This window comes from Marivita sp. NO-S04 (assembly GCF_059070475.1).
Map to the genome: position 1 here is coordinate 284614 of NZ_CM180980.1, position 14114 is coordinate 298727.

General features: G+C 58.4%; 17 protein-coding genes. 12 read left to right on the plus strand and 5 right to left on the minus strand.

Annotated elements, in window-relative coordinates; genetic code table 11:
• Nucleotides 1-9: 9 nt before the first annotated feature.
• From sucD to sucC, 3 genes are read right to left on the minus strand one after another with little or no spacing between them, the layout of a single operon-like run.
• Nucleotides 10-894: a succinate--CoA ligase subunit alpha gene (gene sucD / locus ACK3EW_RS01505; RefSeq protein ID WP_493808176.1), complete on the minus strand. Its 885-nt coding sequence runs from the start codon at nt 892-894 to the stop codon at nt 10-12.
• A gap of 43 nt (nt 895-937) precedes the next feature.
• Complete coding sequence (locus ACK3EW_RS01510) at nt 938-1462, minus strand: hypothetical protein (RefSeq protein ID WP_493808177.1); 525 nt, start codon at nt 1460-1462, stop codon at nt 938-940.
• Complete coding sequence (gene sucC, locus ACK3EW_RS01515; protein WP_493808178.1) at nt 1462-2655, minus strand: ADP-forming succinate--CoA ligase subunit beta; 1194 nt, start codon at nt 2653-2655, stop codon at nt 1462-1464. Before sucC ends, ACK3EW_RS01510 begins: the two co-directional genes overlap by 1 nt.
• A gap of 359 nt (nt 2656-3014) precedes the next feature.
• Between sucC and ACK3EW_RS01520 the strand changes: the two genes are divergently transcribed.
• Nucleotides 3015-4181, plus strand: a complete 1167-nt coding sequence (locus tag ACK3EW_RS01520; RefSeq protein WP_493808179.1) for a glycosyltransferase 61 family protein — start codon at nt 3015-3017, stop codon at nt 4179-4181.
• 84 nt (nt 4182-4265) lie between these two features.
• Here the strand turns inward: ACK3EW_RS01520 and mdh are convergent, their stop codons facing one another.
• Nucleotides 4266-5228: a malate dehydrogenase gene (gene mdh, locus ACK3EW_RS01525; RefSeq protein ID WP_493808180.1), complete on the minus strand. Its 963-nt coding sequence runs from the start codon at nt 5226-5228 to the stop codon at nt 4266-4268.
• Between the two features lie 147 nt (nt 5229-5375).
• On the opposite strand from mdh, the gene ACK3EW_RS01530 reads away from it, so the two are divergent.
• A complete protein-coding gene (locus tag ACK3EW_RS01530; RefSeq protein ID WP_493808181.1) occupies nt 5376-6131 on the plus strand; it encodes a sulfite exporter TauE/SafE family protein in 756 nt (251 codons plus the stop codon).
• Here the strand turns inward: ACK3EW_RS01530 and ACK3EW_RS01535 are convergent.
• Nucleotides 6128-6442 (minus strand): hypothetical protein, encoded by a 315-nt coding sequence (locus ACK3EW_RS01535; protein WP_493808182.1) that lies wholly within the window; start codon nt 6440-6442, stop codon nt 6128-6130. The genes ACK3EW_RS01530 and ACK3EW_RS01535 overlap by 4 nt on opposite strands.
• Nucleotides 6443-6635: 193 nt before the next feature.
• On the opposite strand from ACK3EW_RS01535, the gene ACK3EW_RS01540 reads away from it, so the two are divergent.
• The 10 genes from ACK3EW_RS01540 to ACK3EW_RS01585 all read left to right on the plus strand — a co-directional run bounded on the left by ACK3EW_RS01540 (nt 6636) and on the right by ACK3EW_RS01585 (nt 14036).
• A complete protein-coding gene (locus ACK3EW_RS01540; protein WP_493808183.1) occupies nt 6636-7493 on the plus strand; it encodes an HpcH/HpaI aldolase/citrate lyase family protein in 858 nt (285 codons plus the stop codon).
• A 6-nt stretch (nt 7494-7499) separates the two neighbouring features.
• Nucleotides 7500-8048, plus strand: a complete 549-nt coding sequence (locus tag ACK3EW_RS01545; RefSeq protein WP_493809786.1) for an NnrU family protein — start codon at nt 7500-7502, stop codon at nt 8046-8048.
• A 3-nt stretch (nt 8049-8051) separates the two neighbouring features.
• Nucleotides 8052-8255, plus strand: a complete 204-nt coding sequence (locus tag ACK3EW_RS01550) for a DUF1737 domain-containing protein (protein WP_085628053.1) — start codon at nt 8052-8054, stop codon at nt 8253-8255.
• A 40-nt stretch (nt 8256-8295) separates the two neighbouring features.
• On the plus strand, nt 8296-9327 hold the full coding sequence (locus ACK3EW_RS01555; RefSeq protein WP_493808184.1) for a MaoC family dehydratase: 1032 nt from the start codon (nt 8296-8298) through the stop codon (nt 9325-9327).
• Nucleotides 9324-10046, plus strand: coding sequence for a DUF4344 domain-containing metallopeptidase (locus ACK3EW_RS01560; protein WP_493808185.1), 723 nt, complete (start codon nt 9324-9326; stop codon nt 10044-10046). The genes ACK3EW_RS01555 and ACK3EW_RS01560 overlap by 4 nt, the downstream gene beginning before the upstream one ends.
• Before the next feature lie 295 nt (nt 10047-10341).
• Nucleotides 10342-10728 carry a succinate dehydrogenase, cytochrome b556 subunit gene (sdhC, locus tag ACK3EW_RS01565; RefSeq protein WP_085628056.1) on the plus strand — a complete coding sequence of 129 codons (387 nt, stop codon included), beginning with the start codon at nt 10342-10344 and terminating at the stop codon, nt 10726-10728.
• 12 nt (nt 10729-10740) lie between these two features.
• Entirely contained in the window at nt 10741-11112 is a 372-nt protein-coding gene (gene sdhD, locus ACK3EW_RS01570; RefSeq protein WP_085628057.1) for a succinate dehydrogenase, hydrophobic membrane anchor protein, read from the plus strand.
• A 20-nt stretch (nt 11113-11132) separates the two neighbouring features.
• Entirely contained in the window at nt 11133-12938 is a 1806-nt protein-coding gene (sdhA, locus tag ACK3EW_RS01575) for a succinate dehydrogenase flavoprotein subunit (RefSeq protein WP_085628058.1), read from the plus strand.
• Nucleotides 12938-13246, plus strand: coding sequence for a hypothetical protein (locus ACK3EW_RS01580; protein ID WP_085628059.1), 309 nt, complete (start codon nt 12938-12940; stop codon nt 13244-13246). The genes sdhA and ACK3EW_RS01580 overlap by 1 nt, the downstream gene beginning before the upstream one ends.
• A gap of 10 nt (nt 13247-13256) precedes the next feature.
• The gene (locus ACK3EW_RS01585) at nt 13257-14036 is read left to right on the plus strand and encodes a succinate dehydrogenase iron-sulfur subunit (protein WP_439121212.1); all 780 of its coding nucleotides are present in this window, start codon (nt 13257-13259) and stop codon (nt 14034-14036) included.
• The last annotated feature ends 78 nt before the right edge of the window (nt 14037-14114 follow it).

A 14114-nucleotide genomic window follows, 5' to 3' on the forward strand; every position in this document is an offset into this window, starting at 1 on the left:
GTGTCTGCCTTAACCCTTGATCGCAGCCAGCACCGCTTCGCCAAGGCTGGCGGGGCTTTCAGCAACAACGATGCCTGCGGACTTCATCGCTTCGATTTTGTCGTCGGCACCACCTTTGCCGCCTGCAACAATTGCGCCAGCGTGGCCCATGCGGCGACCCGGAGGGGCAGTGCGGCCTGCAATGAAGCCTGCGGTCGGCTTCCAACGGCCTTTTTTCTTCTCATCGGCGAGGAACTGCGCCGCTTCTTCTTCGGCCGATCCACCGATCTCACCGATCATGATGATGCTCTCGGTCTCGTCATCCGCGAGGAACCATTCCAACACGTCGATATGCTCTGTGCCTTTGATCGGGTCGCCACCGATGCCGACGCAGGTGGACTGGCCAAGGCCGACGTCAGTGGTCTGTTTCACGGCTTCGTAGGTAAGCGTGCCAGAGCGCGACACAACCCCGACGCTGCCGCGACGGTGGATGTGGCCGGGCATGATGCCGATCTTGCAGGCGTCGGGTGTGATGACACCAGGGCAGTTCGGGCCGATCAGACGCGACTTGGAGGTCTCGAGCGCGCGCTTGACGCGCATCATGTCCATGACCGGGATACCTTCGGTGATGCAAACGATCACTTCCATTTCGGCGTCAATCGCTTCGAGGATCGAATCTGCGGCGAAGGGCGGCGGCACGTAGATCACGGTCGCGTTCGCCTCTGTTGCGTGCTTGGCCTCGTGGACCGAGTTGAAGACCGGCAGATCAAGATGGGTCATCCCCCCTTTGCCCGGTGTGACGCCGCCGACCATCTTGGTGCCATAGGCGATGGCCTGTTCGGTGTGGAAGGTGCCCTGCGAGCCGGTCAGGCCCTGGCAGATCACTTTGGTGTTTTCGTCGATGAGTACGGCCACGGTGGCTCTCCTACTTCTGTCGTTCGGTCCGCGCGGAGCGGAATTATTCGTAAATCTGGCTGTAGCCGATCGAGAGGGAGACCCCCCTGTCGCGGATCCAGCTGTGCGAGACGGCGAAATGGCGTTCCTTGGGGACGCGGAAGACCCATTGATGTGCGGCCTCGTGTGGCGATGGTTTGTCCATCTCATCTGAGAGCGCACCGGGGTATGTCGCGTCGATCCGGGCCTGCATGATGTCGCGCAGGTTGGCAAAGAACGCCTCGGTTCCGGGGTCGGGTGGGATGGTGAGCTGGCAAGCCATGGAGTCGATCCGACGTGAGAACACCACATGTGCACCGCCGGGATTGCCGAACATGGCAGCTTCGTCAGAAGCCATCACTTGCGGCAACCCTGCAGCGATTGCGCGTTCTTGTGCGGATGCAAACAGGGCATCGAAGTCGAGAGATGTGGTAACACACGCCTCACCCATCAAAGCGCCTGCGTCTGCCGGATCGTCAAACGGCCCGGCTGCGACCCAGCCGGGAATGGCCACACAGGCAAGTGCGGTTATCCAGCCAGCCCGGATCATCAGCCCTTGACCGCTTTCACGATCTTCTGCGCACCGTCCTTGAGGTCGTCGGCAGCGATCACGTCGAGGCCGGAGTTCTGGATGATCTCCTTGCCCTTTTCGACGTTCGTGCCTTCGAGCCGCACAACCAGCGGCACCTTGAGGCCAACCTCTTTGACGGCCGCGATCACGCCTTCGGCGATCACGTCACAGCGCATGATGCCGCCGAAGATGTTGACGAGGATGCCTTTGACCTGCGGGTCAGAGGTGATGATCTTGAACGCCTCGGTGACCTTTTCTTTGGTCGCACCGCCGCCCACGTCGAGGAAGTTGGCAGGCTCGGCCCCGTAGAGTTTGATGATGTCCATCGTCGCCATGGCTAGGCCCGCGCCGTTGACCATGCAGCCGATCTCACCGTCCAGAGCGATGTAGTTGAGGTCGTACTTGGACGCCTCAAGCTCTTTGGGGTCTTCTTCTGTCTCGTCGCGCAGTTCTGCGATTTCCGGGTGGCGGTAGATCGCGTTGCCGTCAAAACCCATCTTGGCATCAAGGCATTTCAGATCGCCGTCGTCAGACACGATGAGCGGGTTGATCTCGAGCATCTCCATGTCTTTGTCGGTGAAGAGCTTGTAGAGCGTGCCCATGAGTGCCACGCATTGCTTCACCTGCTTGCCTTCAAGGCCAAGGTTGAACGCGATGCGGCGACCGTGGAACGCTTGGTATCCCGTGGCCGGATCGACCGAGAAGCTGAGAATTTTCTCGGGCGTGCTTTCTGCCACCTCTTCGATGTCCATGCCGCCTTCGGTGGAGGCGACGAAAGAGACGCGGGAGGTCTGGCGGTCAACAAGAAGGGCCAGATACATCTCGGTCTGGATGCCCGAGCCATCTTCGATATAGATGCGGTTGACCTGCTTGCCCGCTTCGCCTGTCTGCTTGGTCACAAGGGTGCGGCCCAGCATCTTTTTGGCTTCTTCAGCGGCTTCCTCAACCGAACGGGCAAGGCGCACACCGCCAGCTTCGCCAGCGCTTTCTTCTTTGAACTTGCCCTTGCCACGGCCACCCGCGTGGATCTGGGCCTTGACCACCCAGAGCGGGCCGTCCATTTCGCCTGCCTTGGTCTTGGCCTCTTCGGCCTTGAGGACCACGCGGCCATCCGACACCGGGGCGCCGTAGCTGCGTAGCAGGGCTTTCGCCTGATACTCGTGGATGTTCATCGGTCAACTGTCCCGTCTATTGCTTCGATTTTGGCCGATATAAGAGGGTGAAGACCGAACACTTAACGGTTTTTTTGCCGCAGGGCGGGCAAATCGGCAAAAAACCGACATTTGTGATCACAGCTAAAAATAGTGTGATCACAGAAGGTGCGGGTTATGGGAGGAATTGTCTGGGCTGTGATTCCCGACTGAGGATGGCCGCTCCGAAATCCATGTTTTTTGAAACCTCTTTGACCAAGGACCGAATCAATTCCCAAGAATTTTCTTCGTATTCTCCGAGGTCTTTGTTATCCCTTGGGAAACACTAAGGGGTTTCTCGGGCAAGATGAGTGAACCCAATGCTACCGGCAGGCAGGGCAATGATCGCAAAGCACGTGCTATCCGAGATTCATGAGACACCGGATGGTCTTGCCTACGTCGGTGGTCTGGTGGGGCAGGCGGGGCGTGCAACGCTATTTGGCGTTGTCGACGCCCAAGGAAACGTTGCACCACACAGCGATTTTCGCACTACTTTTGCGAGGTCAATTTGGCCGAAAGGCCCAATTGATGTACCAGAGAACATCATTCGCTTAGAGGGACCAGCGCTCTTTGCGGGATGCATCAACCACATGTTCGGCCATTTGCTGACGTCTGCGTTGGGACGGATCTGGGCCGTCGATAGATTGCCGCCAGACACCACGCTTCATTATCTCGTCAGACCGCATCTAAAAACAAAGTCCGAGGCAATTGCGGCAACACTTTATAAGATCAACGCGCTTTTTGGCGTCAAAAACCCGATACTGGTGACGTACGACTCTGTGCAGGCCGATCCGTATTACACGGCACAAGATCGATATGGTGAAGCTTGGTTCGGCGGAGCGGATACGCATTTCGTTCAATGGGTTCAAAAGCGAACGGCGCAATACAGGTCAATCCCAATCGTTCCAGGAAAAAAGCTCTTCGTATCCCGTTTCCGGATGCCGACGAACACAGGCGGGATCGCTTGTGAAGACATTTTGACCCGTAATTTCGAGGCTGCCGGATTTGAGGTGTTTGCGCCCGAAGAACATTCGATAGAAGAACAGGCCCGACAATATTCAGAGTCCGAAATGATCGTCTTTACTGAAGGATCTGCACTGCATTTGTATTCATTTCTCAAGAAGCCCGAGCAAAAAATCGCGATCATTCAGCGGCGCGAAATGGTTTCAAAGATGATCACAAGTCAATTTTATGCCTTTGATCCCCAGCCTGCGCTTTTTCTGAATGTGATCGACAGGATGCTTTTTCCGGCGGTAGTCCATACAAATCAGCAGATCGCACTGATTAATTTCCAAAAATGCTTCGATGCGCTCTGCTTGTTTGGATTTTTGGACCAGAATACAGATTGGTATGTGCCCAGCGAAACCGAAATTGCCGAGTTTATTGCGGAACGTCAACGAGATCAAATCCTCTTCGAGACGGAAGACGAGTGGCAGTCTTGGCGCGGCGATTTTCGCAAGCGCAAACAAGCGCTACGTGCTCGGCGATTGGAAGCCCGATCTAAGTGATTGGCAATATCAATCTATCAATTATAAAAAACCGGCGGCTGCGGGGCCGCCGGTTACAATTCACATCGGTTTGTTCCAAGTTGATCAATTCAGGCTTTCGTCGATGCCTTTGCACGCCTCAACCAAGCCTTTGACAGCGTTGACGGAGTTGTCGAACATCGTCTGCTCGTCTTTAGTCAGAGTGATGTCGACGATCTTTTCAATGCCGCCTGCGCCGATGATGGTGGGCACGCCAACATAGAAGCCATCAAGGCCGAATTCGCCGTCGCAATAGGCCGCGCAGGGCAGGAGGCGTTTCTGGTCCTTGAGGTACGCTTCGGCCATTTCGATAGCCGAGGTGGCAGGCGCGTAGAAGGCGGAGCCGGTTTTCAGCAGACCCACAATCTCTGCGCCGCCGTCGCGGGTGCGCTGGACGATTGCGTCTAGCTTGTCTTGGGTGGTCCAGCCCATTTTGACCAGATCGGGCAGAGGGATGCCTGCGACGGTGGAATAGCGTGTGAGCGGAACCATCGTGTCGCCGTGGCCACCAAGAACGAAGGCTGTGACGTCTTTCATCGACACATCGAATTCGAGCGACAGGAAGTGACGGAAGCGGGCGCTGTCCAAAACGCCGGCCATGCCGCAGACCTTGTTCGCGGGCAGGCCCGAGAACTGCTGGAGCGCCCAGACCATCGCGTCGAGCGGGTTGGTGATGCAGATCACGAACGCGTCGGGCGCGTTGGCGGCGATGCCTTCGCCGACGGATTTCATGACCTTGAGGTTGATGCCCAGCAGGTCGTCGCGGCTCATGCCGGGCTTGCGCGGCACACCGGCTGTGACGATGCAGACGTCTGCGCCGGCGATATCGGCGTAGTCCTGTGTGCCTTTAAGTTTGGCATCGAACCCTTCGGACGGGCCGGATTCGGCGATGTCGAGCGCCTTGCCCTCGGGGGTGCCTTCGGCGATGTCGAAGAGAACGACGTCACCCAGCTCTTTGAGTGCCACGAGGTGAGCAAGGGTGCCACCGATCTGTCCCGCGCCGATGAGGGCAATCTTGGGTCTGGCCATGGAATTTGTCTCCGGTCCGTTTTGAATTTTCGCTGTGCTAGTCCGACTTGGGTTATTTCGCAAGTGCGGCGGAGACGCACGTCTTGGCTGGCAGGTTGGGACGGGTCGCGATATGTCAATGAAACGCCTTGGGAAAGTGGGGGTTTCATGGATGCTCTGAGCTGGACAGTTTTTGCGCTGGGCGTGCCTGCTGTGCTGTTTGCAGGTGTTTCGAAGGGCGGTTTTGGGTCGGGTGCCGCCTTTGCCAGCGCGTCGATTCTGGCGCTGGTGGTGGAACCGGCGATTGCGCTGGGCATCATGCTGCCGCTTCTCATGCTGATCGACGTTGTGAGCCTGCCTGCCTATTGGAAAAAGTGGAGCTGGCCGGAAACGCGGCTTTTGCTGTGGGGCGGCGTGCCGGGCACGTTTCTGGGTGCGTTGTTTTTTGGCTGGGCGGATGACGATGCGATCCGGTTTCTGATCGGGGGGATCTCTATCGGGTTCGTGGTCTGGCAATTGGTACAGGCCGCAGGCTTGGTGAAGATCGGGGATCGGCCGATGTCGCCTACGGCGGGGGTGTCGGCGGGTGTTGCGCTGGGGTTTACCAGTTTTGTCAGCCACGCGGGTGGGCCTGTTGCGGCGGTGTATCTGCTGGGACGAAAGCTGAGCAAAACGGCGTTTCAGGCGACGACCGTGATCGTGTTCTGGGCGATGAACGTGCTGAAAGCGGGGATCTATGCCGCGATGGGCTTTTTCACGCTGGAGACGCTGACGCTGAATCTTGCGCTGGCGCCGTTTGCGATTTTGGGGACCTATCTGGGTGTCCGGGCACATCACATCGTGCCCGAACGGGTGTTTTTCGGTCTGACCTATGTGTTGCTTATGGTGACCGGATCAAAGCTGATCTTTGACGCGTTGACCTAGGCGTCCTCGGCAGGTGTTGGCAGGGTTTCCGTGGTCCGTTCAAACGCCTGACCGCTGGCGACAAGACAGGTAAGGCCCGAGGCGTTGGTGACGGTGATCGTCCATGTGCCGGTGGTGGTAGAGGCGAAGACCTCGACCATGGTGTTGTTCTGCGCGAGGCCGATGGACTGGCGGGTTTCGCCATAGGCGCTGGCCAATCGTTCGATCACAGTCTCGCGCGCCGCGCAGTTTTGTTGCGCTTGTGTCAGTGTCGAAGACGCCATCAGCGCGCCGATGGCCAGCACGGTCATTGTCCAGAAGTTCTGTTTCATCGCCTTACCCCTTTGTCGGCTGTGATGGGGCAGAGCGTCCGGTGGATCGGTGAGAAAAGAGTTAACGAACCGTACGGAATGCGGGTGCAGCAGCTTTTTTCTGCGGTGCGGCACATCTGCTCTTGCAGTTTTTGCAAAAGAATGTAGCTCTCTGGCGCAACATTATTACTCAAGACTCGCTCAGGAGACCGTCATGGACATGCGCAGCCGCCCTTATCGCTCGGTTCTTTATATTCCGGGATCGAAGGACCGAGCGCTGGAAAAAGCGCGTGGTTTGCCAGTGGATGCGATCATCTTTGACCTCGAGGATGCTGTGGCCGTGGATGAAAAGCCCGCCGCGCGAGAAACGCTGAAAGCGGCGCTGGCGGCTGGTGGCTATGGTGCGCGGGTGCGGATTGTGCGGATCAACGCGCTGGACACCGAATGGGGCCGGGCGGATGCGGAAGCGGTGGCACAGATGGACTGCGACGCGGTGCTGCTGCCCAAGGTGGAAAGCGCGGCGCAGTTGGATGCGCTGGCCAAGATCACTGGCGACCTGCCGATTTGGGCGATGATGGAAACGCCGCGCGGGATGCTGAACGCGGCCGAGATTGCGGCGCATCCTAAGATGGCGGGTATGGTGATGGGCACCAATGACCTTGCCAAAGAATTGCAGACCCGGTTCCGCGCGGATCGTTTGCCGCTGCTGACCTCTTTGTCGATGTGCCTGCTGGCGGCCAAGGCCGAGGGGCTGGTGATCGTGGACGGTGTGTACAACGCGTTCAAGGATGATGAGGGGCTGAAGGCGGAATGTACGCAGGGCCGCGATATGGGCTTTGACGGCAAGACGCTGATCCATCCCGCGCAGGTGGACATCGCCAACATCGCTTATGCGCCTGCCCCTGAAGAGATCGACCTTGCGCGCCGCCAGATCGAAGCGTTCGAGGCGGCGGCGGCCGAGGGCCAAGGGGTGGCCGTGGTCGATGGCAAGATTGTCGAGAACCTTCACGTTGCCACGGCGCGTGAAATACTGGCAAAAGCAGAGGCAATCGAAACCATCCAAGCGGGGTAAGCCATGATGGGCCTTCTAGTTCTCGGACTGCTGATTTGGGTTGGAGCCCATATTTTCAAACGCGTCGCGCCCGAACAGCGCGCGGCGATGGGCGACAAGGGTAAGGGCGTGGTGGCGGTGCTGCTGCTTGTCAGCCTGGGCCTGATGATCTGGGGTTATCGCGGGGCCGAGTTTATCCCTGTGTGGAACCCGCCCTCTTTCATGGTGCACATCAACAACCTGCTGATGGTGATTGCTGTGTTCGTCTTTGGCATGAGCGCGACGACGGGCCGTCTGCGTGGGAAAATGCGGCATCCGCAGCTGACCTCGGTCAAGATTTGGGCGGTGGCGCACCTGTTGGTGAATGGCGATCTGGCGTCGCTCATCCTGTTTGGCGGGATGCTGGCCTGGGCGGTGCTTGAGGTTATCCTGATCAACAAGGCCGTGCCTGTGTGGGATCGTCCGCAGCCGGGCGAGGCAAAGAAAGACGTGGTTCTTGTTGTGATCACGCTGGTGATGTTCGGTCTGATGACGGGTATTCACGCGTGGCTCGGCGTTTGGCCGTTTCCGGGGTAAGCCATGAAGATTTATCGACTTTTGACCGAAGATGACACGTCGGCCTTTTGCCACAAGGTGTCGCTGGCCCTGAGCAAGGGGTGGGAGCTTTATGGCGATCCCACCTATGCTTTCGATCATGCCAATGGTGTGATGCGTTGCGGGCAGGCGGTGACCAAAGAGATCGACACCCCCTACAGCCCGGAGATGAAACTTGGCGAACAGTGACACACTCGACCGACCCGCGACCGCAACGAAGGGCGCTGTGATGACGAAAACGAATGAAGGCCGTTTCTTTGAGGATTACGCGGTCGGGCAGGTGATCCGCCACGCGGTGCCGCGTACCGTCAAGATGGGAGAGCGGGCGCTTTATCATGCGCTTTATCCCGCGCGGCATGCGCTTTATTCGTCCGATCAGTTCGCACAAGCCTGTGGTTTGCCGTTCAGCCCGCTGGACGACATGATCGCGTTTCACGTGATTTTTGGCAAAACCGTTCCGGATGTGTCCCTGAATGCGGTCGCCAATCTGGGTTATGCCGAGGGACGTTGGGTGACGCCCGTTTGGCCTGGGGATACGCTGCGGTCAGAGTCCGAGGTGATCGGGCTCAAGCAGAATTCCAACGGCAAGACTGGTGTCGTCTGGGTGCGGACACGCGGGCTCAACCAGCATGACGAACTGGTCATGGAGTATGTGCGCTGGGTGATGGTGCGTAAGCGGGACGCGGATGCGGCGGCGCCCGAGGCTGTCGTGCCGGAGTTGAAGCCGGTATTGGCGGTTGAAGACCTGACCATCCCGCGCGGTTTGGACTTTACCGATTACGATTTCGAACTGGCGGGCGAACCGCATCGCTGGGGCGACTACGCCATCGGTGAAAAGATTGACCATGTGGACGGTGTGACCATCGAGGAAGCCGAGCACATGATGGCGACGCGGCTTTGGCAGAACACGGCCAAGGTGCATTTCGATGCGACCTTCCGGCCTGATGGGCAGCGGTTGATCTATGGCGGGCACGTGATCAGCATGGCGCGGGCACTGTCGTTTAATGGGCTGGCTAACGCGCAGATGATCGTCGGTCTGAATGGCGGAGCGCATGCGAACCCGTGTTTCAGTGGGACGACCGTTCGTGCGTGGTCCGAGGTGCTGGACAAGGCCAAGACCGATGCGCCCGGTGTGGGCGCGGTGCGGTTGCGGCTGGTGGCGACATCGGCGGGTGGGTCGATGGAGCTTAAGGGCGAAGATGGGAAGTACCTGAGCCATGTCTTGCTTGATTTGGATTACTGGGCTTTGATGCCAGTGTGAGATACGCGCTTGCCCTCTTGGTTGCTGGTGTCCCCGGCAGTCTGATGGCCGACGAGGCGGAAGATGCCTTTGTCGAAGCGAACATCCTTGGGATTTTCTATCACGAACTGGGGCATGCTCTGATCGACGTGATGCAAATGCCGGTGTTCGGGCAGGAGGAAGATGCGGCGGATGTGGCGTCGATCCTGTTGATCGATCATTTGTTCGAGCCCGAGTCGGCGTTGGACATGGCCTATGACGTGGCCAACGGGTTCTGGGCCGAGGCGGTGGCGAATGCCGAATACCCTGTGCCCTATTGGGATACGCACGGCCCGGATGAGCAGCGGTTCTACAACACGGTTTGCCTGTTCTATGGAGGCGACCCCGACACGCGGGACGATTTTGCCGAGGACATGGAGCTGCCCGAGGACCGGGCGGAGTATTGTGTCGAGGAATACGAATTGGCGGCCGATAGTTGGGGGGCGGTGTTCGACGAGCTTTCGGAGGGAGGCGAGCCGATGCTGTTCACTGCGGAGGTGGCAGGCAGTTTTACTGCCAGGATCATTGAAGCCGAGGTCGAGGCGCTGAATGCGGATTTCGGGTTCCCGAGCACGGTGCAAGTGATCACGGGCGAATGTGACGAGGCCAATGCGTTTTATGACCCATCGGATCAGTCGATCATCATGTGCGAAGAGTTCGAGGATCACCTTCGGACGCTGTATCGGATGCTGGAGTCCTGACCGCGCCGTGTCACGGTTTATCGCCAAGCCATAACCCAGTGACCTACATGCAAATTGACAGGCGACTCAGCGCGACGTCGAAAAATCAATATGTTGGCGGTAACGAAAGTGCTCCGAAACACGCACGATATGGTCTGTTTCCTGATTTGTGATCACAGTTTTCGTACGTGTGATCACATAATTCAAGAAATCTGGCCTGTTGCGCCAAAAAACCGCGCCTAAGGGCGGTTGGTCGGCGTGACACAGCTTTTAAAAGCAATAAAAAGGCTTTCAGGAACCGGAAAGGACTCAGATCATGGCTGACGTCAATCGGGGCAATCGACCCCTGTCACCACACCTGCAAGTTTATCGCCCCCAGCTTACTTCTATGACGTCGATCCTCACACGGATCACAGGCAACGCGTTGATCGTTGCGGCGCTGATGATTGTCTGGTGGTTGCTCGCGGCCTCGACAGGGCCGGAATATTTCGCCTTCGCCAATGGCTTTGTCACAAGCTGGTTTGGCGATCTGGTGATGTTCCTGTCGCTCTGGGCGCTGTGGTATCACACGCTGGCGGGTATCAGGCATTTGATCTGGGATAACGCCAAGATGCTTGAAATCGACAAGGCCGAGATGCTGGGCTGGATGGTGATTATCGGCTCTGCTGTCCTGACTGTCTTTTCTGTCATTGTTCTTTGGTAAAGGGGGCGCATCATGGCTTTTCTGACTGACCGCAAACGCGCCACCGGATGGGGTGCTGCAAAATCCGGGACCGAGCATTTCTGGGCGATGAAGAAATCATCTGTCGCGCTGCTTGTCCTTATCCCATTCTTTGTCTTCACGTTCGGGGGCATCCTTGGGTCGTCCTTCGAAGAGGTGCAGGCCTACTATGCCCGCCCATTCCCGGCGATTATTGCGGCGCTGACCCTGATCGTGGGCTTCAAGCACTTCAATGATGGTTTCCAGGTTCTGATCGAAGACTATGTCCATGGTATCTGGGAGAAGATCCTGATCCTTGGCATGACCTGCATCAGCTACGGCGCGGCTGCCGTTGGCGTTTTTGCAATCGCCAAAATGGCCCTTTGAAAAGCGGAGTTTCCAGCAACATGGCTGAATACGAATACGAGACGCATGAATATGACGTCGTGGTCGTCGGCGCAGGCGGCGCAGGTTTGCGCGCCACGCTAGGCATGGCCGAACAAGGGTTGCGCACAGCGTGTGTGACCAAGGTGTTCCCGACCCGCTCGCATACGGTTGCGGCGCAGGGTGGTATTGCGGCTTCGCTGTCGAATATGGGGCCGGACCACTGGCAGTGGCACATGTACGACACTGTCAAAGGGTCGGACTGGCTGGGTGACACGGACGCAATGGAGTACCTTGCCCGTGAAGCGCCCAAAGCGGTTTACGAGCTTGAGCATTACGGCGTTCCGTTCTCGCGGACCGAGGAAGGCAAGATTTACCAGCGCCCGTTCGGGGGTCACACGACCGAATTCGGTGAAGGCCCGCCCGTGCAGCGCACCTGTGCGGCTGCGGACCGGACCGGTCACGCGATCCTGCACACCCTTTATGGTCAGTCGCTCAAGAACAACGCGGAATTCTATATCGAGTATTTCGCCATTGATCTGGTGATGTCCGACGATGGCGTCTGTACTGGCGTTGTCTGCTGGAAACTTGACGATGGCACGATGCATGTCTTCAACGCCAAGATGGTTGTGCTGGCGACAGGTGGCTATGGCCGCGCGTATTTCAGCGCGACGTCTGCCCACACCTGCACCGGCGACGGCGGTGGCATGGTGGCGCGTGCCGGTCTGCCGCTTCAGGATATGGAGTTCGTGCAGTTCCACCCGACGGGCATCTACGGCTCTGGCTGTCTGATCACTGAAGGCGCGCGTGGGGAAGGTGGTTACCTGACCAACTCCGAAGGCGAACGGTTCATGGAGCGCTATGCGCCGAACTACAAAGACCTCGCGCCGCGCGATTACGTGTCCCGGTCGATGACGATGGAGATCCGCGAAGGGCGCGGCGTGGGTGAAGAGGGGGATCATATCCACCTGAACCTGTCGCACTTGCCGAAAGAGGCTTTGGCTGAACGTCTGCCGGGTATTTCGGAAAGCGCCAAGATCTTTGCCGGTGTGGATGTCACCAAGGAACCGATCCCGGTTCTGCCGACGGTGCACTATAACATGGGCGGCATCCCGACCAACTATTGGGGTGAGGTGCTGAACCCGACGGCCAAGGACCCGAACGCGGTTGTTCCCGGCCTGATGGCTGTTGGCGAGGCGGGCTGTGCGTCGGTGCATGGGGCGAACCGGCTTGGGTCGAACTCTCTTATCGACCTTGTGGTGTTTGGCCGGGCTGCCGCCATCCGCGCGGGCAAGGTTGTGGACCGTGACAGCGCTGTGCCGTCAACCAACACCGCGTCGGTAGACAAGGCGTTTGATCGCTTCGACGGGCTGCGCAATGCCAAGGGCACTGTGCCGACCGCTGAACTGCGGCTTGAGATGCAGAAGACGATGCAGGCCGATGCTGCCGTATTCCGTACGTCCAAGACGATGAAAGAAGGTCTTGATAAGATGGTCGCGATTGCGGGCAAGATGGATGACATTCAAGTCACCGATCGCAGCCTTGTCTGGAACTCGGACCTGATGGAGACGCTGGAACTCACCAACCTGATGCCCAACGCGCTGGCGACGATTGCCGGGGCCGAGGCGCGCAAGGAAAGCCGTGGTGCCCATGCGCACGAGGACTTCACCACGCGCGACGACGAGAAATGGCGTGTGCACACCATTGCAAGGATCGAGGGCAACAAGACCGATCTGACATACCGTCCAGTGGTAAAAGACCCGCTGACGACGGAACAGCAGGGCGGGATTTCGCTTGAGAAGATCAAGCCGAAAGAACGGACGTTCTGATGCGTTTCGCGTTCGCCGCGTGTCTGGTTCTGGCGGGCTGTTCCGTGCAGCAGCAGGACCAGCTTGCGCGCGATGCGGCGCGGTCGGCGATCACACCTGTTTTGGTCGAGCGGTTCCCCGGTGTTCCCCTTGAGCCCGCGCTGAACTGCGTGATCGACAATGCGACTGCGGTACAGATTAGGGCGCTGGCGCTGGACAGCGTGACGGGCCCCACAGAAAGCACGGTGCAGATCGTGACCGATATCGTCTCGCAACCCGAGACACTGACTTGTCTGGCGGCCGAGGGCCTGCCAGCTTTGCTTCGCTAAGGAGAGAGACATGGTTCAACTGACGCTCCCCAAGAATTCGACGATCCGCACTGGCAAGACATGGCCCAAGCCGGAAGGCGCCACGAATGTCCGCAAGTTCAGCATTTATCGCTGGAACCCGGATGACGGGAAGAACCCGCAAGTGGACACGTATTTCGTGGACATGGACAAGTGCGGCCCAATGGTTCTGGACGCGCTGATCAAGATCAAGAACGAGATCGACCCCACGCTGACCTTCCGCCGGTCCTGCCGCGAAGGTATTTGTGGCTCTTGCGCGATGAACATCGACGGGATCAATACGCTGGCCTGTATCTATGGCCTGGACGAAATCACGGGCGACGTGAAAATCTACCCGCTGCCGCACATGCCGGTGGTCAAGGACCTGATCCCGGATCTGACCCACTTCTATGCGCAGCACGCGTCGATCATGCCGTGGCTTGAGACAAAAACGAACCGTCCGGCGAAAGAGTGGAAGCAGTCCATTGAAGACCGCAAGAAACTGGACGGTCTTTATGAATGCGTGATGTGTGCATCCTGCTCAACAGCGTGCCCGTCCTATTGGTGGAATGGTGATCGGTATCTCGGGCCAGCCGCGCTCTTGCATGCGTATCGCTGGATCATCGACAGCCGCGATGAGGCGACAGGTGAACGGTTGGACGATCTGGAGGATCCCTTCAAGCTCTATCGCTGCCACACGATCATGAACTGCGCCAAGACCTGCCCCAAGGGTCTGAACCCGGCCAAGGCGATTGCCGAGATCAAGAAAATGATGGTCGAACGCCACGTTTGATCCTTGCAGCGCATCCTGCCTTCCGAGGTTGGATGCGCTGTGCCGCAATCGGGCGGCACAAGATCCGCGCCGCATCAT